This is a genomic window from Nostoc sp. UIC 10890, from assembly GCF_054786515.1.
This window is the reverse complement of sequence record NZ_JBSGKF010000001.1, coordinates 6,559,081-6,577,627: the sequence shown is the minus strand read 5'-3', so window position 1 is coordinate 6,577,627 and position 18,547 is coordinate 6,559,081. Positions and strand designations below refer to the sequence as shown.

The following is an 18,547-nucleotide window of genomic DNA, read 5'->3' as shown; positions in this document are numbered from 1 at the left end:
GTTATTGCTTTTCGGATTCTTTCTGAGATATCTCTGTAAACCCAGACGCAATGAATCGCGTCTCTACTCCTCACTCTTGTACAGACGCGATTCATCGCGTCTCTCTTAATCGATTCATCGCGTCTCTCCTAATTCCTAATTCCTAACTCAGCACTCATTATGACTCAAGAACAAAAAACCGCTATTGAAGGTATCTATGAAGTCTGTATCGGTATCCCGGAGCCAATTTCTGCAATTCAGTATTGGGAGCAATTTGGCTATCGCATTGGTGAAGTGGGTGAAATAACCGCAGATATAGCCCATCAATTATATGGGGTGAATTCGTCTTTACGTTCAATCCGCCTCTATCACCAAAATGCAGATCATGGTTTAATTCGGCTGATGGTTTGGCAAAATCCCACAAATGAAGGTTTGGGAACAGCGTCAATGAAAATTAAGGGAAATCGCTGGGCAACAAGTTTAACGACAGATATTTTAAGTATTTTAAATCATATAGAAGATGCAAAGGCAGCAGGTTTACCTATTAGGTACTCTAGCCCTTATTGGGAAGTGATCTACAACAAAGAGAGAAAAAGCCGTCCTTTTATTGAGCCAGCAGTTGGTGTGCGAGAAATGCTGCTACTGCAACCCTTATCTCGACAGGTTTTGTTTCAACGGTTTGGCTATACGCTACCGCATTACGGACAAGTTAACCAGAATGCGCCTCTCAAGACTAGTCAGTTTACCCATATAGGAATCATCGTTCAAGATGACAGTAAAGAAACCCTGAAGTTTTATGAAGAAGTTTTGGGTTTGCTGCGTGTGCGGGATGATGTCGAAACTAGCTATGAATCTTCGCCAGCAGGTAAAGATATTTTTGACCTTAACCCTGGTGAAAAGTTTATTGTTACTACCTTTGATGATCCTCGTTCTTCTAAGTTTGATTTGATGGCTACACGTAGTGGTAGGCTTTACATCGTTCGATTCCCAGAAGAAATTAATTTAGAATCGCGCTTTGAGGCAGCCCAACCAGGTAGTTTAGGTATGTCTTTATATACTTATCGGGTTAAGGGAATACAGGAATATTGCGATCGCATTAAGTCGAGTACTGTACAAAAAGTTACAGAGATTACTACTAATGAATTTGGCGAGACAAGTTTCTCCTTCATTGCACCAGATGGCTACTTCTGGACTTTGCTAGAAGGTAATTAACTAGTGGTAGAAGGAGGTGAGGGGGACAAGAGGGGCAACCAATGGCCAATCCCCCATGCCCAATGCCCAATACCTAATACCATTAATTTAACTTTCTTTATTTCCACCAATAGCTAGTTGTTTTTTGCTATGTTTCAACTGTTTCCAAAGTACCTGAATTTGCTGGTAAGCCTGTTCCTGAGACAGTTTACCCCCTGTTTCTAGGCAAGCGATGTAACTAATTTTTTGGGCAAATTCTTGGAGGTTGGCATTAAACATTAAGTTCTCTGGCTGGAATTTACCATAATACCGACTACGAGGATAAAGAAAGCTATTTTTATCTTGTTCATTAGGTTGTGTCATAAGTTTGACCTCTGTAATTCTTATTTAATTTATAAATTAAAATTTTTCTCTTTGTTGTCTATACACAGCAGGAAATTCAAATTCCTGAAGAAGTGAATATTTTGGTTAAACCTTAGGATAAGGCACGGGGAAAGGTAATTAACTGTGGAAAACACTGAAATTAGAAAGCCAGAGGGTATTTTAAGTAAGTAGAATTCCCTTTTGCTTGCTGAATCTACCGAAATGAGAAAGCAATTAAGGGTTTTGAGAAAGCAATATGCCTTTTTGCTTGCTGAATCTACCGAAATGAGAAAGCAATCAAGGGTTTTGAGAAAGCAATATGCCTTTTTGCTTGCTGAATCTACCGAAATGAGAAAGCAATCAAGGGTTTTAAGAAAGCAATATGCCTTTTTGCTTGCTGAATCTACTGAAATGAGAAAGCAATCAAGGGTTTTGAGAGGTTGTTTGAAAAGTCGCAAAGTATACTAGAAACCCCACTTCCATTCCTCTCCCCGAAACGGCTACGGTGTACACACAAGTCCTAAAAACCTAGCTTGATAAGACTTTCCTCGTTCCCAGTCTCCGACTGGGAATGCATTCATTGAGTCTCTGACTCAATGCCAGATTGGAGGCAGAGCCTCCACGAGGAGCATTCCCATGTAGAACATGGGAACGAGATCAAAACGAGGTAAACGAGATAAACGAGAGAAGAATGGAAAATCAAGCTTTTTTCGACTTGTGTGTACACCGTAGCCCCGAAACGGAGAGAGGCTTTGAAACCCCCATTCCCTTGTAGGGAAGGGGGGCTAGGGGGGTTAGGTTTCTGAGGCTTAGAAGTTACCAAAAATACTTTTCAAACATCCTTTTAGGGTTGATAGCGAAGGCTAAAGTAAAAACCATCATCCTGAGCGTTATTACCGCGATCGCTCAGATCGATAAATGGAAATCCATAATCAAGCCGCAAAAAGAGATTATCAATTCCCATTGCCTGATTCCATAATAATCCTAAGCCTGCACCCACCAGAAAAGTCTGATCGGGTAGCTGGTTGGGATTATTAGACTTATTCCAGACGGCTCCCATGTCCAGAAATGGCGCAAGTTGAATTGTGGATATTCCAGATTCGTTGCGCTGCACTGTGATCCGATCTTCGATCGCTACTCGAAATCCATTATCCCCAGAACGAATATTTTGGCGATATCCCCTGACTGACTGTCCACCGCCAATAACGAATTGCTGTGAAGGTAAAAGGCTATCTGGTGTTAGCTGCAAGTCTGCTTGGATTAGCAATAGATGATCGTTGCTGAGTTGCTGCACGCGCTGGACTTGTCCCAACCAACTGAAAAAGCGACCATCGGGTATGGGGTCATTGTTGATAGTTGCATCTAATATATCTATGCCAAAATTAAATTGCGATCGCAAAAACCAGGCTCCTTGAGGTTCGCGCTTGATATAATCTTGACCAAATTTAATTACACTGGTGCGGCTCACGCCATTGGCATCAGGCCCAATACCAAAGGGGGTTGCAAGATTATCAAAAAGGAAAGTTTGACCATCTTGGTAGGTAAATCCTAAAGATAGGGCAAATTCTTCTCTGGGCGATCGCATCAATGGTTGGCGATAATTGATTTCATAAAGATCCTGATTTGCCCGAATACCAAGCGCATCAAAGGGTGGCTCAGTGATTTCGTTGCGATTAAATGCCGCTCTAATCTGCACTTTGCCGTTCATGGCGTTCACGGGAACTTGATAACTAAAATCAAAGGCATCGGAACCACCAGAGAGGGTGTGGTAATATGAGCCTGCTAACTCATCTCCCATACCGGTTAAATTGCGCGATCGCAATTCAACACCCAATCTTTCCGCTCCAATGCTGGGAGGCGAATAATTATCTACACCCAAGCTACCAATTAAAGATTGTGCCTCTTCAACTCTGACAATGAGAATACTTTGACCAACCTTACCTGTTGGACGCAGACGTGCTTCCACATTTGTAAATAAGGGATCAAGTCGCAACAGTTTTAATTGTTCTTCGAGCTTACCAGTATTGAGAGGAGTACCAGCACCTAGTTGAATGCGACTCCGAATATAAGAAGGGTTTAATCGCTGTGTCCCTTCGATGTCAATCTCTGTCAAACGCCCTTCAATTACCCGAATTACTACAACACCGTCGGCGGTACTAGATTGTTGAATGTCTGGAACCGCTCTGGAATTTATATAGCCTTTATTTAGATAAAGCTGGGTAATAGCATCTGCGGCTTGTCTGATTTCTTCTAAAGTCAAGTCCCGTTCTTCAAACGGTTTCACAACTGGATTAAAATCAGTTTCGTTAAATACTGTGCTATCTACAACCTGGATTTTGCGAACCCGAATGCGTTGTGGTGTTTCTGGTTGATTCGGGACACTTATCGGGGAAGGTTCTGTTTCCTGTACGATTTGTAACTTAGGCTGACTGCTATTTTGAGCCGAGTCTGGTGTAAAGTTATTTGCTGTAGCTCTCAGTCCATTTACAGTGAAAATCCAGACCGCAGGTAGAATTAGCAAGCCACACTGAAAACTGAAACTGTGCTTATTCCATTTAGTATTTGCCAGACTCCGCCAATTGTCTAACTGATGAGAGAGATAGACAATTCTTTGCTGAGTCATTGCTTTCGGCTTAACACTAGTTTCTGTTTCTTTTCTCATTTCTCCTCAGTGGTGCACCTTATCTAAGGACTGGGCTGATTTTGGTTTTTGAGTATGCTATCGGTGCATGAGTATTTCAATATCATATTTTTGATATTCAGATTTCAAAAGATTTGTAACTAAAACTATAATTAATAACAATTTTTTCTCAGTGATACTCCTTAGCATTATATTGTGGTGATAGGTAGAAAACTTGGAAATACTTCGATGTCACCACTGATATCCATTGTCATCGTCAATTACAACCGGGAAGCTTACCTTGAAGAAGCGATCGCCAGTGTCTTATCGCAGACATGGCAAGATTTTGAGCTACTAATTTGGGATGATGGCTCTACAGATGGATCAGTGGCGATCGCTCACGCGTATGCTCAACAAGATGGACGAGTGCGGGTAATCCAAGCACACCATCAAGGAGTTGCTGCGGCTTGTAAGGCAGCAATCAGCCAAACTAGCGGCACTTACATCGGTATACTTGACAGTGATGATATCCTAGCCTCTACCGCCCTTGCTCAAACCGCTACAGTCTTGAACTGCCATCCAGAAACAGGATTTGTTTACACCGACTACTTAAATATTGATGAAAAGGGCATTGTCATCGACTACGGTCATCGCTGTAGTCTTGCCTACTCCCCAGAAAATCTTTTGGTGAACTTCATGACGTTTCACTTCCGTCTGATGCGGCGGTCGGTTTACGACCAGGTAGGAGGTGTTAACGAATCATTCTCAGGCTGTGCCTATGATTATGACCTATGTCTGCGACTTTCAGAAGTAGCCCAAGTACGCCGAGTCAAAGAGCCACTTTATTTCTACCGAAATCATTCTCAAAGCATCTCTGTTACTAGAAAAATAGAACAAATCCTCTCTTCTAAGCGAGCGATCGCACAAGCACTTTGGCGGCGCGGATTAGCAGATAAGTTACAAATCGATGTAGAATTGCCCGCAGGTCGCTTCATATTACGGCGCAAAAAACCTCTACTACATAACATCGCCGCTTCAGTGTTAGCTATTGTGCCTCTGGTGAGTGCCATAAGTCCTGGATTAGTCCAAGCACAACAAATTGTCCCTGCTGTCGATGGTACAAACACAATTGTTACACCTGATGGCAATCGCCTTGATATCACCGGTGGTACAACTTCTCCTGATGGTGTTAACCTCTTCCACAGCTTTCAACAATTTGGAATTTCACCAGAACAAATCGCCAACTTCCAAGCTAGTCCGGCGCTGCAAAATATTCTTGGTCGAATTACAGGTGGGAACGCCTCGGTTATCAATGGCTTAATTCAGGTAACAGGTGGCAATCCTAACCTCTTCTTGATGAATCCAGCCGGATTTATTTTTGGAACAAACGCCAGTTTAAATGTGCCTGGTGCTTTCACGGTGACAACAGCCAACGGCATTGGTTTTGGCAGCAGTTGGTTCAACGCTATCGGTATTAATGATTACACTGCTTTAGTTGGAAATCCCAACGGATTTGCCTTTAGTATGAATCAACCGGGGGCGATCGCAAATGCTGGAAATTTGGCAGTAGGTATTGGGCAGAATTTAAATCTATTAGGCGGTACGGTGGTAAACACTGGGCAAATTTCCGCACCAGGAGGACAGATTTCTATCACATCCGTACCAGGACAAAATTGGGTGCGTCTCAGTCAGCCAGGAAATCTGTTGAGTCTGGAAATTCAGCCCCTAGCCTCTAGCAGCAACCAACCCAATAACTGGACAATTCCCATCGCCTCAATACCCGAATTGCTCACAGTTGGGAACACCGGCTTAACTGCCAATGCTGATGGGACTGTACAACTAACAGGATCTAACATCACGATTCCCACCGATCCAGGTACAACGATTGTTTCTGGCAGAGTAAATGTATCAAGTCAAACAGGCGGTACGGTAACGGCTTTGGGTCAAAAAGTCGCGGTGGTTAATGCCAATATAAACGCCTCTGGAACCAACGGCGGCGGTACTGTACTAATTGGCGGGGATTTCCAAGGAAAGGGGACTTTACCCAACGCAGATCAGACTTATATTGATTCCAACTCCGTCATTAATGCCGATAGCAATTTGAATGGAAATGGCGGACGGGTAATTGTTTGGGGTAACGATACAACTCAATATTTTGGTAACATTTCGGCTCGTGGAGGAGCAAATGTCGGCAATGGTGGTTTTGTAGAAGTATCGGGCAAAAATTTCTTAACCTTCAACGGTTTGGTAGATACTTCAGCAGCCAATGGCAGTTTTGGGACTTTATTACTAGACCCAAGTACATTGACTATTATCGATGGTGGAGCGGGTGATTTTGATGGCACAGCTGGCAATATTGCCTTTGGTAATGCAGATATTGGGGCGAATACAGTTTCATGGGGTGCGATCGCAGCCTCAGGCACAAATATCAACTTACAAGCCACAGGTAATATTACAATCAATGACATCACCGGAGCGACGCCTGGAGTGACTAGCGCCGCAGGTGTTGCTACATTAAACTTGGGAAATGGCGGTAGCTTCAACCTCTCTTCACAAACTGGTTCTGTAAACTTTGTTGATCCTACCAACACAATTGTCACAACTGGAGGAGCAATAAATATTTCGGGAGCCAGCTTATTATTAGGAAATTTAAATACAACTACTGGTGTTAATGGTGGCAATGTCAATTTATCTGCAACTGGCGGCATTGCTGCGGGTGACATCATTGTTAGTAGTGGAGGAGGCTACTCTGCGTCTGGGGGTGATGTAAACTTATCTGCGGGTGGTGATATTACTACGGGTAGCATTAATTCCTCTTCCAATGATGCTACTACCACAGGTAGAGGTGGCAATGTAGTAGCAACAACAACAGGCGGCAGCATTACCACAGGGGCAATAAATTCGTCTGTAGTCAAGGGCGGAGGTGGCGATTTTACCGGGGCGGCTGGCGCAGTTACTTTAACTGCCACAGATAATATCACCGTTAATGATGTCATTAATGCTTCAGCGATCGCCATTGGAGTCGATGGTACTGCAAGTGTTACAGGTGGCAACGTTACTTTACAGACTACCAACACTGCTGGCAGCAATATTCGTTTTACCACCATCAACACTCAGACCATAGCGGACGATTTTGGTGATGGAAACACAGTTCAAGGTGGCAATGTGCAAGTGCTAACCAACGGACTGATTCAAGGAATAGGAACAGGTGAGGCGATCGCAACTGGTGGATTTTTTACTGGTCAAGAAGGTACTATCGTTCAACCTCTTGCAGGAGGTACTGTCAGAATTCAACACGATGGTGGCCCAAACAATGTGGATTTTATCGTAGGTGATGCAAGCGTTAATGGCACAGCGGGAACAATTAATGCAGGGGAAGGTAATGCAGGGGAGAGTTTAATCATCACTTCTGGTAACTTTCCAGTATTGCCTAATGGCGGAGATGCTAGCGGTACTCCAACAGGCATAACCATTACTTCCGTCAACACCCCGCCGACATTAACGGCAAACTCATCGCTACCCAATACCCAGACCAATCAACCTGTTACCTTAACCTTCTCTAGTTTGGCTGCACTGGTTCTCGATGCTAATAATGACATCACCTCAATCCAAGTTGATGCGGTGAATACAGGAAATCTGACTATCAATGGTCTTCCCATCATCCCTGGTATTACTACATTATCTAGCGACGACACTTTGGTGTACACACCTCCGGCAGATACTAATGGGTCACTAAATGCCTTTGTAATTAGTGCAAATGACAGCGTTTCCTCTTCTGCACCCGTACAGGTAGGAATCAACGTCAGTCAAATACCTCCTACCCAAATACCTCCTACCCAAATACCTCCTACCCAAATACCTCCTACCCAAATCCCTACCCCAATTCCTACCCCAACTTTTACTCCGACTCCTTCCCCCTGCACATTCCAGTGCAATCCACCAGGTAAACCAATTGACCCTGGTTCAAATAATCCTCAGATTGATAACCCCGTTCTGAATACCGATCCCACTCCCGAAGGCAATTTCACAGATGATTTTGCCGATCATTTAGGCATCCCTACTCCGAGAATCAAAACACTAGATGATGCCAAAGAAATTGCTCGCCAAATAGAAGAAGCTACTGGTGCTAAACCTGCATTTATCTACACCAGTTTTGTCCCTGTGGAGATTCTACCAGAGAGAAATTTAGGGAAAGCTAAAAAATTTACTAAACAGTTGAATACCATAGCAGAACAGGGTAGTGACCAACTAGAAATAGTTGTAGTCACAGGAAAAGGTAATCCTATCCGCAAGCGCATCCCAGAAACGACCAGAGCCAAAGTTTTAGAAGTAGCTCAAGAATTTCGTGACCAAATAGTTAGTCCACAAAACCGTCGCCGCACTGGTTATTTGCGTTCATCTCAACAACTTTATCGCTGGATTATTGCACCACTAGAGGCAGATTTACAGGCAAGAGAAATCAACAATCTGGTCTTTTTACCAGACATTGGGTTACGTTCAACCCCAATGGCAGCGCTTCATGATGGTAAGGGGTTTCTAGTAGAAAAATACAGTATTGGTTTGATGCCTAGTCTTAGTTTGAGTAATACCCTTTATAAAGACATTAAAAAATCTCAAATTTTAGCATTGGGAGTTTCTCAGAGTACTCAAGGACAAGAGCCTTTACCAGCAGTTCCCCTTGAGTTATCAACACTGGTGTCTAAACTCTGGCAAGGCAAATTATTGTTAGACAAGCAAGCCACCTTAGAAAATCTCAAAACTATCCGCCGCCAACAACCTTTTGGGATTATTCACATGGCAACCCATGCCGATTTTGCTACCGGCGCTTTGAGTAATTCCTATATTCAACTGTGGGAAGACAAGTTACGCTTAAACCAATTACGACAGTTGCGCTTGAATGAACCCGAAGTTGAAATGCTCGTGCTGAGTGCTTGTAGAACAGCCTTGGGAGATGAAGAATCCGAATTGGGATTTGCAGGTTTAGCAGTGCTAGCAGGTGTGAAAACTACTGTTGCTAGTCTTTGGTCGGTTAGTGATGCTGGTACAGCAGCGTTGATGACAAAATTTTATGAGAACTTGAAGACGGCTCCAATTAAAGCAGAAGCTCTCAGACAGGCTCAGGTAGGTATGGCCAAAGGGCAAATTTATGTAAAGAATGGTCAATTACAAGGTTTGGGAGTAGTCGGAAACTTGCCTTTACCAACTGACAGTGTTGATGAAGCTGAACAATCACTTATGCATCCTTATTATTGGGCTGGATTCACAATGGTTGGTAATCCTTGGTGAACTGGGAAAAGTAACAATTTTTGTCAGCATTGTAGCTTTAGACGATTGACCTTTAGCTTCTAAGTAATAAATATCTTTATGAGTAGTTTAGTCTTACTATTATTGGGTTTAGGAATTTTTTTATTTGCTTGGAGAAGTAAAGACGAAATTCATCGCATTGCGGCGATGCTAACTGGGACAATTGCTCTAATTTGGGGATTTTCTCTAGCTCCCTTGTCATTTCAATTGGTATTTGAGATTATCTCAGTTGTAGCGGCTTTCTTTGTTTGTATGCGTTGTTTAGGCTGTGGTTTAAAGCAAGATTAATTTTAGTCATTTGTCATTTGTCATTTGTCATTTGTCCAAGAGAAACCACGCCCACTCTTGAACGTGCTTTGAATTAGTCAGATGAAAGACGAAGTTTTTCCGCCCACAAGAGACGGGGTATGTACTAATGACCAATGACCAATGACCAATGACCAATGACCAATGACCAATGACCAATGACCAATAACCAATGACCAATGACAAAAGCAATACCGCCCTTCACACAACATCTGTTTGTAACAGATGCTTTTTTTGTCCCACTAACACCGTAATTACCACACTTCTCCATTGTGGGGTTTACAAAACTCCCCGCAATTGTGACGATTACGCTAGAATTGTTAAAGGTTCTTTACAGAATTTGCTGATCATCCCCAGTTCTGTTAAAACAGCCTAGCATTCAAATGTAAATCTTAAAACCCCCTCTAGAGTTCACCAAAAGTTTCTATGACGCTCCCAATTCGCAACGTCGCAATTATCGCCCACGTTGACCACGGCAAAACCACGCTGGTTGACGCACTCCTCAAACAATCCGGCATTTTCCGCGAAGGCGAAGACGTTCCGGATTGCGTTATGGACTCCAACGCCCTAGAACGGGAACGGGGTATTACTATCCTGTCCAAAAATACAGCAGTTCGCTACAAAGAAACGCTAATCAATATTGTTGATACTCCTGGACACGCTGACTTTGGTGGCGAAGTTGAACGTGTACTCGGCATGGTTGACGGATGTCTTCTAATTGTCGATGCTAATGAAGGCCCCATGCCCCAAACACGCTTTGTTCTGAAAAAAGCTTTGGAAAAAGGGCTACGCCCCATTGTTATCATCAACAAAATCGACCGTGGTAAAACTGACCCTCACGTTGCTGTCGATAAAGTATTGGATCTGTTCTTGGAATTAGGGGCAGATGAAGACCAGTGTGATTTTACCTATCTGTTTGCCTCCGGTATGGCAGGTTTCGCCAAGGAAAGCTTGGAAGCAGAATCGGTAGATATGCAACCCCTGTTTAATGCGATTCTGCAACACGTTCCACCACCAGTAGGCGATAGCAATAAGCCTCTGCAATTGCAAGTCACAACCCTAGATTATTCTGAATATCTGGGACGGATTGTCATTGGCAGAATTCACAACGGTACTATCCGCTCAGGACAGCAAGCTGCTTTAGTAACAGAAAGTGGTACTATAGTCAAGGGGAAAATTACCAAATTGATGGGCTTCGACGGACTGAAGCGCGTAGAGATGGAAGAAGCAACCGCAGGTTATATCGTCGCGGTGGCTGGTTTCGCTGATGCTTATATTGGGGAAACGATTACTGATCCCAATGAACCGCAAGCTTTACCACTAATTAAAGTGGATGAACCAACCTTGCAAATGGCCTTCTGGGTAAATGATTCGCCCTTTGCTGGTCAAGAAGGTAAATTGGTGACTTCCCGTCAAATACGCGATCGCCTATTCCGCGAACTCGAAACCAACGTTGCTTTGCGGGTCGAAGAAACCGATTCTCCCGATAAATTCCTCGTTTCCGGTCGTGGAGAACTCCACCTGGGTATCTTAATCGAAACCATGCGTCGGGAAGGCTTCGAGTTTCAGGTATCTCAGCCACAGGTAATTTACCGCGAAATCAACGGTCAACCTTGCGAACCTTACGAACTTTTGGTGTTAGACATTCCTGCTGATGCTGTGGGTAGCTGTATTGAACGCCTGGGACAACGCAAAGGCGAAATGCAAGATATGCAACCAGGTAGTGGCGATCGCACTCAGCTAGAGTTTGTCATACCCGCCCGTGGATTGATTGGTTTCCGGGGTGAATTCATGCGGATGACTCGTGGCGAAGGCATCATGAACCACAGTTTCTTAGACTACCGTCAACTTAGTGGCGACATTGAAGCCCGTAACAAAGGCGTTTTAATCTCCTTTGAAGAAGGCGTTTCTACCTTCTACGCCATGAGAAATGCCGAAGATAGAGGAGCATTCTTTATTACTCCTGGCACAAAGGTTTACAGAGGTATGATTGTGGGAGAACACAATCGTTCCCAAGATTTGGAATTGAATATCTGTAAGACCAAGCAGTTGACCAACCACCGCGCGGCTGGTGGCGATGAACTAGTGCAACTGCAAGCACCGATAGACATGAGCCTAGAGCGTGCTTTGGAATACATTGGCCCCGATGAATTGGTGGAAGTTACACCCCAATCGATTCGTCTGCGGAAGATGTCGAAGAAGTTGGCGAAACGGTAAGTAAAGCAATAACTTAATTGATTTAGAAAGCCCGCACATGCGGGCTTTTTATTTTGTTAGTTACAGCTTTTTTAAGTTAATTAGTCAAGCTTAATTGCTAGTATCCAAAGAGTGAAGTTATGGGAATGTATGGGAATTTCAAAGCTGTTACCTCTGAAGAATTGGATAAGTTTCTCGCCTGCTCTACCACAGAAGAAATTTCAGCATTGTTATCTCTTGACGGACAACTTGATACATCAGGTGATTACTTAGAAATTGAGAAGAAATGGCAAGGATTACACTTTTTATTAACAGGTAGTCCTCATGGCGGGACACCTCCTTTATCTTGGTGTATGTTTGGAAATCACTCCATCGGTGGCGATGAAGAACCAATCTTCTTTGGTTGGATTGGAATTCGGTATCTTTTACCTAATGAGGTTTGTCAAGTCGCCCAAGCACTATCTGAAACTTCGCATGAAATTCTAGCAGCCCGATATTCACCACGTGATATGGATCAACAAGAAGTTTATCCAATCGGTATCTGGGAGCGAGATGGCGATAGTGGGCTTGATTACATTTTGTGTTGTTATCCAGCAGTTGTTAGTTTTTATCAAAAGGCTGCATTTCAAAACAAGGCAATGTTAATTTATATTACGTCCTAGCTACCTTCAAATGATCGCCCTTGCCGTACATTTAGTCAAATTTTTGAGAAAAATGAAGAGGACTGAAAAAGGCAATTATCATGACTATTCGTGAAACTGCGATCGCAAAATTGCAGCAACTTTCTGAACCACTCCTGCAAGAAGTGACCGATTTCATTGATTTTGTGATCCACAAACATCAAGTTAAAATTGCTCGTTTGTTGGCGCTAATGGAACAATACCGCGATCGCCCAATGGATTTAGCAGATGCTACATTGGTTTTGACGGCTGAAAAGACAGGGTATCGTCAAATTCTCACCCTCGATAAAACTCAGATAAGACTGATATATTTCAGGTAAATAATTATCATCTAAGTAATCGTGAAAGAGTGTAAGGACATTTTTCTAGAAAATCGGACTAGGTTTAGGTTGGTTTTTTAAGCAAGTGATATAATGGTAGTTAATTATTATTTATCAACTATATTATGCTAAAATACCTAACAATTACAGAAGCACAAGAGCAACTTCTAGATTTACCAGACGATTTAAAAGAAGATCCAATAATTATTACCAAACATGGTAAACCAGTAATAGCAGCAATTAGTTTTGAGAAATACGAATCTTTACTAGAAACACTGGCAATTTTATCTGATAAAGAATTTACCCAAGCACTACAAGAAAGTATAGCTCAAGGGGAGAGAGGAGAAACTATTAGTTGGAATGATGCCAAACTCAAACTCGGACTCTGATATACCACAGTCTGATAATATTGAATTTGAAATTCAGTTAACACCTCTAGCATTAGAGATGTTAGAAAATATTAAAGATAAACGTCACCAGAAAGTTTTAAGTTCACGTATTGATAAGTTAAAAACAGATCCAGAAAAACAGGGAAAACCTTTAACTGGAAAGCTTATCAATTATCGTAGTGTTAGGGCTGTTGGTCAGCGCTATCGTATACTTTACAAAGTAGAAATTGATAAAGTGGTAGTATTGGTTGTTGGTGTAGGCTTACGAAAAGAAGGTGATAAAGGGGATATTTATAATCTATTGCAAAAATTAATATAAAAATTTATCTGATTGTCACTGTTTGTGAAGTCACTGAAGCTTAAGGCTAGCCGTATGTATGGATATAGATGCGAGTATTGCGAAGGAACTGTTCAACCTCGAATTGTCAAGCGCGAGGCATTTAAACATAGAGATGGATTTGTCATCCTCGAAGATGTGACAATTGGTGTTTGTGATAACTGTGGGAATCGGTGCTATTCTGCCGATATTCTTCATGCGGTTCATGCTGTTGCAACTGGAGCCAAACCCCCCGAAAGAACCGAACAAATTCGCGTCACTCATCTAGAATCAGCATAATCAACGCCGCGTAACGCTAGCTCCTCAAGTTGTTGGCAAAGTATGAACAAGGAAGTTGAAAAGAAATGGAAGATGTAAATCAAGTTGGTTAAACTGTTTTTGTTTTAATAATTCAATAGTTTTTTCTAACCATAAATTATCATCGGTTTCATAGAGTTGCTTTAAGTTGGTAGTAATTGTCATATTTTTACCTTCTATCTACATTCCATAATCTAATCATATACAATTATAAATTTATAGATGCAAACCACCAAAATACAGATAAATTTTTAAGTTGTGCAATAATTCCTAAGTGACTCTACATTATGAAAAATATTGGGTTGACTCAAGGAAAAATTACAGTTCCAGAAAGCACGACTCTAGAAGAATTTTTAAAACTTCCATACATTGAAGAGTCACCAGCTTGGGAATATATTAACGGAGAGGCAATTCAGAAACCTATGGGAGGGGCTAAACACAGTTTATTGCAAAAACGTTTAGTTGCAGTAATTGATGCGTTGGGCAGTAACTACGAAGCCTTTCCTGAATTACGCTGTACCTACGGTAATCGTTCAGTAGTTCCTGATGTGGTTGTGATCTCTACCAATCAAATACCACTGGATGAGAGTGGTGATATTATTAGCAGCGGGATTGATTTTGCACCCCCTTGGATCATCGAAATTCTTTCCCCTGCTCAAAGTCAAACGAAAGTAACTGGCAATATTTTACACTGTTTGAGAAATGGCAGTCAGCTAGGATGGTTGATTGATCCAAGTGAACGCTGTATTTTAGTTTATCAACCTAATTCTTTACCAGATTTGTTAGCAGGACAAGATATATTACCAGTGTTAGAAGATTTAAATTTGACGCTTTCTGTTGATGAAATTTTTGCTTGGTTACAGCGAAAAATTTGACATCACTGGATTTATGCAGAAACTCACAAGATGTAGTCAAACTTGCTGAAAACGCCAAACACATAACATTATATGTAATTCCACATCATCAGTTGTTATGACATCAATTCCATAACGTTGCAAGCCAAGCGCGATCTGCCAGCCAGCAGATATTCTGATAAAAAGCGATACTTACGGTAAGCGGCGCAAATGCATTTTATCTTGCCACAAAGGTACTGGATCACGGCATCTTCTGTAAGATAATTTGACACCGGATGTTTGTGTAAGTAGCGGAGAATGAACGACAATGGTCAGTTCTAATAGTGCGTTGAACATAGCAGAAATTTCCCTAGATGTTAGAGTCGCAAAGCAACAAGTCAGTGAACAAGAGTTGCAACCTTTAACCCAAGGATTTCAACTGCAATACACACATCCTCATGGACAACTTTATCAAGGTAATTCAATTGATTGGCTTGCATCGCTTGATAATGAAAGCGTTGATCTAGTTTTTGCTGATCCACCTTATAACATTAAGAAAGCTGACTGGGACAACTTTGAAAATCAAGAGAAATATATTGAGTGGTCAATTCAATGGATTAGTCAAGCTTCACGTATCCTAAAGCCAACTGGCTCTTTTTATATTTGTGGTTTTTCCGAAATCTTGGCTGATTTAAAGCATCCAGCATCAAAATATTTTAAAAATTGTCGTTGGTTAATTTGGCACTATAAAAACAAGGCTAACTTGGGTAGTGATTGGGGACGTTCTCATGAAAGCATCATTCATTTTCGGAAATCTGATGCAGTTAAAGTAAGTATTGATGATGTGCGAATTCCTTATGGGGCACATACATTAAAATATCCATCTCACCCGCAAGCAGAGACAAGCGCCTACGGAAAGGGAGCAATCAAAAAACACAATAACTGGACACCTAACCCAAAAGGTGCAAAACCTAAAGACGTAATAGAAATTCCTACTACTTGTAATGGAATGGGTGAGACAACACCCCATCCAACTCAAAAGCCAGAAGAATTATTGAGAAAATTTGTTCTTGCATCATCCAACGAAGGAGATTTGGTCATTGACCCATTTTCAGGTTCAGGAACAACTCTTGTAGTTGCAGAGCAACTTAACCGTCGTTGGATGGGATGCGATTTAAATATTGAGTATAACTGTTGGGCAACTAAACGATTAGAAAATGTCCGTCGGATGACAAAGGAAGAATGGATAGCCTTTGATCGTAAAAATGCAGAACGAAGAGAGTCTATCCGATGAGCCTAAAATATTTGGTAAATGAAGGTTTAAATTTGACACTCAATGAAATGGTATTACTATTGTCTGCGATCGCCTTAAGCATGTGCTTCATGAACTTGCTCATCCCGCCACAATTGATATAGGCGTGTCGCTGGCATTGTCATATATAAAACATCACCAGCGCTGAGGTTAGTTTCTAGCAAATCCCAGCCGTGAAGAGTTTGGTGATTTGTTTCTACATATAAAGGTACACAGTCAGCAGACATAGCTACATCTTTCACCCATTGACCACAAAAGGCGTGTGAAGGTGTAATCACAGTTGCAAAAGCTACCCAAAGACTATCCGCTGTGATGCCATTGCCAAGGATGCGTCCTCCTAGTGCAGCGGCGGCAAAGGCTGGGGCGGCTAGTTCAGCCGGACTAAGTACGGCCTCGAAGCCAAATAGCTGTTGCGCTATGCCAGCAAAATCAGGATCGGCGTAATGAACAATCACCGGAATGCTGGGTGTCAAACCTTTGGCTTTGAGGGCAATTTCCAGATTGGTCGCATCATTGCTAGTAACAGCAAGGACTGCGGCGGCAGATTCTATATTGCTGGCTTTGAGTATTGTACGGAAGCTGGCATCGCCTTGAATGACGGGGATACCGAGTTCGCGGGCGGTGTTGATATATTTGTTGTTGGAGTCGGGTTCAACTACTACAACTTCATGTCCGCTGGCGTGGAGTTGCTGGACAATTCTCACTCCAATACCACTCAAGCCACAGACAATGTAGTGATATCGCTGGGGAATTCGGGCTGCATCCCAAAATTGCTTAAAGCGGCTTCCCAAGACAAAATCGGTGAGCATGGCATACCAAATACCAATCACCACTGCTCCAACCAGCATCATCACAACGGTAAATAACTTAATACTGTTAGGAGCATTTTCTACTACTTTGTCATTCCCACCTGCTCCAGTAATCATGCCTACAGAAAAATATAGAGCATCGACAGGAGACAAACTCAACTCAGCCGACATATAGGTGAGTGTAGCAATCAGAATAACCGCCAATAGGACAATAGCACCCACCACAACCGATCGCCCGTGTTGCTGAAACTGCCTAAAATTAGTCAGGACTTTCAGCAGTTTTCTAATTAATGATCTCCGTGGGGAACGGATGCGGGGTTGAGTGCCAACAATTAAGCGATCGCCTACTTTTATCTCTTGTCCAGATATGACAGCTGACACCAAATCTATCTCACCTTTTACTGGCAAGTAATAAATCAGCATCCGCGATCGGTCTTCCCACAATTCACTCAGCTTTCGACCCTTCCAGAAGTGCTTTTCATCAATGTATTCTTCATGAATCGGCCAAGTTTGCTGAAATAATTTGATTTGTCCGATCGCTCGGTTTCCCAGTGCTGCAAAGGTGAATACGGGTGCTGCTAATCCAACAACACTCATACTCAAATGGTCTGGCAAACTTTGATCTAGGCGCTCCCCCAAATTTGTATTATAAAAACGGTTGATAATCCGAATCTGGGGATTCAGCACCCGCGCTTGCATCATAATAGACAAATTCAGAGCATCTTTAGATCCAGCGATGACTAAAGTGTGCGCCTGTTGAACTCCTGCTGCTGTTAGGGTAGAAGCTGCTTGTAAATCGCCAACAATCACATCTCCTGCTGTTTCGCCGGGGACAGATTGGTGATGAATGCCAACAACGAAGGCTCCCTGGTGTCTCAGCAAACGAAAGGTTTTATATCCGGTACGTCCTAAGCCACAAACAATAATTCGGGGTTTCATGAAACGGCAGCATCTTTTACAGGTAGGGCTGCATTTCTAGTTATTTATCAATATTGTTGCCCACCTTCTGGGAAGATAACTGTAGCTGACAACACGATTGTTGCAATATAGGCTGATCACTTTAGCGAATCTAGTGGCTCACAAAAATTGTTCACGCCTTGCTTGAGAACATAAATCAAAACTGGCGTTGCCAAAATCTTCGGAAACGTCGGCATTGCTTTTAGACGTTCCATCATTTTTTGAGGTGAAGTATTCAGCAAATCTTCCCGATATTCTTGTTCGCAAATGACCGCACGCCATTTTCTAGCCAAAGCATCTAACCACTCGGCATTTGCTCTTTCTGGTTGTTGTCCTGCTCGAATAGCTAGCGTCATCGCCGCATCTTCTAAATCTCCATCACAGTCTTCAATCAAATCCAGCGCTTCCATATCGCTGGGATCATCTGCCAATTGAGAGCGAAACTGTGCAATTTCTTGAGATGTTACTTTAGTCATGAGTCTTTGACAAGGCGAGCGATGAACACTCAGTTATGCTACATCATTTCACAAAATTCTTGTTACCAAAAAGCCTCATCGAAAGATGAGGCTTTTAGAATTTTTAATTGGAAGATACAGCAGTTTGCAAGTAACTGAAGTACAAAATGCAGGATTCAAGCATCAGATATAAAGAGTT

19 protein-coding genes are annotated in these 18,547 nt (G+C 42.4%); 13 read left to right on the top strand and 6 right to left on the bottom strand.

From position 1 onward, the window contains the following. Positions 1-159: 159 nt before the first annotated feature. Positions 160-1,191, top strand: coding sequence for a VOC family protein (locus ACWATR_RS27150; RefSeq protein ID WP_460339098.1), 1,032 nt, complete (start codon positions 160-162; stop codon positions 1,189-1,191). Positions 1,192-1,278: 87 nt separating this feature from the next. On the opposite strand, the gene ACWATR_RS27145 is transcribed toward ACWATR_RS27150, so the two are convergent. After that, positions 1,279-1,533 carry a DUF7219 family protein gene (locus ACWATR_RS27145; protein ID WP_460339096.1) on the bottom strand — a complete coding sequence of 85 codons (255 nt, stop codon included), beginning with the start codon at positions 1,531-1,533 and terminating at the stop codon, positions 1,279-1,281. Positions 1,534-1,734: 201 nt separating this feature from the next. Between ACWATR_RS27145 and ACWATR_RS27140 the strand changes: the two genes are divergently transcribed. After that, positions 1,735-2,001 carry a hypothetical protein gene (locus ACWATR_RS27140; protein ID WP_460339094.1) on the top strand — a complete coding sequence of 89 codons (267 nt, stop codon included), beginning with the start codon at positions 1,735-1,737 and terminating at the stop codon, positions 1,999-2,001. 376 nt (positions 2,002-2,377) lie between these two features. Here the strand turns inward: ACWATR_RS27140 and ACWATR_RS27135 are convergent, their stop codons facing one another. Next, on the bottom strand, positions 2,378-4,195 hold the full coding sequence (locus ACWATR_RS27135) for a ShlB/FhaC/HecB family hemolysin secretion/activation protein (RefSeq protein WP_460339092.1): 1,818 nt from the start codon (positions 4,193-4,195) through the stop codon (positions 2,378-2,380). Positions 4,196-4,402: 207 nt separating this feature from the next. Here ACWATR_RS27135 and ACWATR_RS27130 point away from each other — a divergent pair, with 207 nt between their 5' ends. From ACWATR_RS27130 to ACWATR_RS27090, 9 genes are all read left to right on the top strand, one after another. Next, positions 4,403-9,439 (top strand): CHAT domain-containing protein, encoded by a 5,037-nt coding sequence (locus ACWATR_RS27130; protein WP_460339090.1) that lies wholly within the window; start codon positions 4,403-4,405, stop codon positions 9,437-9,439. Between the two features lie 78 nt (positions 9,440-9,517). Continuing rightward, positions 9,518-9,745 carry a hypothetical protein gene (locus tag ACWATR_RS27125; protein ID WP_460339088.1) on the top strand — a complete coding sequence of 76 codons (228 nt, stop codon included), beginning with the start codon at positions 9,518-9,520 and terminating at the stop codon, positions 9,743-9,745. 190 nt (positions 9,746-9,935) lie between these two features. After that, positions 9,936-10,139: a hypothetical protein gene (locus ACWATR_RS27120; RefSeq protein WP_460339086.1), complete on the top strand. Its 204-nt coding sequence runs from the start codon at positions 9,936-9,938 to the stop codon at positions 10,137-10,139. A 50-nt stretch (positions 10,140-10,189) separates the two neighbouring features. Next, a complete protein-coding gene (gene typA, locus ACWATR_RS27115; RefSeq protein ID WP_460339084.1) occupies positions 10,190-11,980 on the top strand; it encodes a translational GTPase TypA in 1,791 nt (596 codons plus the stop codon). 125 nt (positions 11,981-12,105) lie between these two features. Continuing rightward, positions 12,106-12,621, top strand: coding sequence for a YfbM family protein (locus ACWATR_RS27110; RefSeq protein ID WP_460339082.1), 516 nt, complete (start codon positions 12,106-12,108; stop codon positions 12,619-12,621). 80 nt (positions 12,622-12,701) lie between these two features. Continuing rightward, positions 12,702-12,959 (top strand): hypothetical protein, encoded by a 258-nt coding sequence (locus ACWATR_RS27105; protein ID WP_460339080.1) that lies wholly within the window; start codon positions 12,702-12,704, stop codon positions 12,957-12,959. A 125-nt stretch (positions 12,960-13,084) separates the two neighbouring features. Beyond that, positions 13,085-13,348, top strand: a complete 264-nt coding sequence (locus tag ACWATR_RS27100) for a type II toxin-antitoxin system Phd/YefM family antitoxin (RefSeq protein WP_460339078.1) — start codon at positions 13,085-13,087, stop codon at positions 13,346-13,348. Next, the gene (locus ACWATR_RS27095; protein ID WP_292748401.1) at positions 13,320-13,667 is read left to right on the top strand and encodes a type II toxin-antitoxin system RelE family toxin; all 348 of its coding nucleotides are present in this window, start codon (positions 13,320-13,322) and stop codon (positions 13,665-13,667) included. Before ACWATR_RS27100 ends, ACWATR_RS27095 begins: the two co-directional genes overlap by 29 nt. Before the next feature lie 54 nt (positions 13,668-13,721). After that, on the top strand, positions 13,722-13,964 hold the full coding sequence (locus ACWATR_RS27090; protein WP_460339075.1) for a YgiT-type zinc finger protein: 243 nt from the start codon (positions 13,722-13,724) through the stop codon (positions 13,962-13,964). 24 nt (positions 13,965-13,988) lie between these two features. On the opposite strand, the gene ACWATR_RS27085 is transcribed toward ACWATR_RS27090, so the two are convergent. Next, the gene (locus ACWATR_RS27085) at positions 13,989-14,147 is read right to left on the bottom strand and encodes a DUF29 family protein (RefSeq protein WP_460339073.1); all 159 of its coding nucleotides are present in this window, start codon (positions 14,145-14,147) and stop codon (positions 13,989-13,991) included. Positions 14,148-14,269: 122 nt separating this feature from the next. On the opposite strand from ACWATR_RS27085, the gene ACWATR_RS27080 reads away from it, so the two are divergent. Further along, complete coding sequence (locus tag ACWATR_RS27080; RefSeq protein ID WP_460339071.1) at positions 14,270-14,857, top strand: Uma2 family endonuclease; 588 nt, start codon at positions 14,270-14,272, stop codon at positions 14,855-14,857. A gap of 95 nt (positions 14,858-14,952) precedes the next feature. Here the strand turns inward: ACWATR_RS27080 and ACWATR_RS27075 are convergent, their stop codons facing one another. Continuing rightward, positions 14,953-15,108, bottom strand: coding sequence for a hypothetical protein (locus ACWATR_RS27075; protein WP_460339069.1), 156 nt, complete (start codon positions 15,106-15,108; stop codon positions 14,953-14,955). Positions 15,109-15,143: 35 nt separating this feature from the next. Here ACWATR_RS27075 and ACWATR_RS27070 point away from each other — a divergent pair, with 35 nt between their 5' ends. Then, complete coding sequence (locus ACWATR_RS27070) at positions 15,144-16,109, top strand: DNA-methyltransferase (RefSeq protein WP_460339067.1); 966 nt, start codon at positions 15,144-15,146, stop codon at positions 16,107-16,109. Between the two features lie 74 nt (positions 16,110-16,183). Here ACWATR_RS27070 and ACWATR_RS27065 read toward each other — a convergent pair whose 3' ends face one another. Then, a complete protein-coding gene (locus ACWATR_RS27065; protein ID WP_460339065.1) occupies positions 16,184-17,875 on the bottom strand; it encodes an NAD-binding protein in 1,692 nt (563 codons plus the stop codon). 116 nt (positions 17,876-17,991) lie between these two features. Then, positions 17,992-18,369: a hypothetical protein gene (locus ACWATR_RS27060; RefSeq protein WP_069069129.1), complete on the bottom strand. Its 378-nt coding sequence runs from the start codon at positions 18,367-18,369 to the stop codon at positions 17,992-17,994. Positions 18,370-18,547 lie beyond the last annotated feature (178 nt).

What these genes read in the sequence shown, in the direction of transcription:
- ACWATR_RS27150 (WP_460339098.1), top strand. Translation starts at nt 160, where the DNA reads ATGACTCAAGAACAAAAAACCGCTATTGAAGGTATCTATGAAGTCTGT.
- ACWATR_RS27145 (WP_460339096.1), bottom strand. Translation starts at nt 1,533, where the DNA reads ATGACACAACCTAATGAACAAGATAAAAATAGCTTTCTTTATCCTCGT.
- ACWATR_RS27135 (WP_460339092.1), bottom strand. Translation starts at nt 4,195, where the DNA reads ATGAGAAAAGAAACAGAAACTAGTGTTAAGCCGAAAGCAATGACTCAG.
- ACWATR_RS27130 (WP_460339090.1), top strand. Translation starts at nt 4,403, where the DNA reads ATGTCACCACTGATATCCATTGTCATCGTCAATTACAACCGGGAAGCT.
- ACWATR_RS27125 (WP_460339088.1), top strand. Translation starts at nt 9,518, where the DNA reads ATGAGTAGTTTAGTCTTACTATTATTGGGTTTAGGAATTTTTTTATTT.
- ACWATR_RS27120 (WP_460339086.1), top strand. Translation starts at nt 9,936, where the DNA reads ATGACCAATGACAAAAGCAATACCGCCCTTCACACAACATCTGTTTGT.
- typA (WP_460339084.1), top strand. Translation starts at nt 10,190, where the DNA reads ATGACGCTCCCAATTCGCAACGTCGCAATTATCGCCCACGTTGACCAC.
- ACWATR_RS27110 (WP_460339082.1), top strand. Translation starts at nt 12,106, where the DNA reads ATGTATGGGAATTTCAAAGCTGTTACCTCTGAAGAATTGGATAAGTTT.
- ACWATR_RS27105 (WP_460339080.1), top strand. Translation starts at nt 12,702, where the DNA reads ATGACTATTCGTGAAACTGCGATCGCAAAATTGCAGCAACTTTCTGAA.
- ACWATR_RS27100 (WP_460339078.1), top strand. Translation starts at nt 13,085, where the DNA reads ATGCTAAAATACCTAACAATTACAGAAGCACAAGAGCAACTTCTAGAT.
- ACWATR_RS27095 (WP_292748401.1), top strand. Translation starts at nt 13,320, where the DNA reads ATGATGCCAAACTCAAACTCGGACTCTGATATACCACAGTCTGATAAT.
- ACWATR_RS27090 (WP_460339075.1), top strand. Translation starts at nt 13,722, where the DNA reads ATGTATGGATATAGATGCGAGTATTGCGAAGGAACTGTTCAACCTCGA.
- ACWATR_RS27085 (WP_460339073.1), bottom strand. Translation starts at nt 14,147, where the DNA reads ATGACAATTACTACCAACTTAAAGCAACTCTATGAAACCGATGATAAT.
- ACWATR_RS27080 (WP_460339071.1), top strand. Translation starts at nt 14,270, where the DNA reads ATGAAAAATATTGGGTTGACTCAAGGAAAAATTACAGTTCCAGAAAGC.
- ACWATR_RS27070 (WP_460339067.1), top strand. Translation starts at nt 15,144, where the DNA reads ATGGTCAGTTCTAATAGTGCGTTGAACATAGCAGAAATTTCCCTAGAT.
- ACWATR_RS27065 (WP_460339065.1), bottom strand. Translation starts at nt 17,875, where the DNA reads ATGAAACCCCGAATTATTGTTTGTGGCTTAGGACGTACCGGATATAAA.
- ACWATR_RS27060 (WP_069069129.1), bottom strand. Translation starts at nt 18,369, where the DNA reads ATGACTAAAGTAACATCTCAAGAAATTGCACAGTTTCGCTCTCAATTG.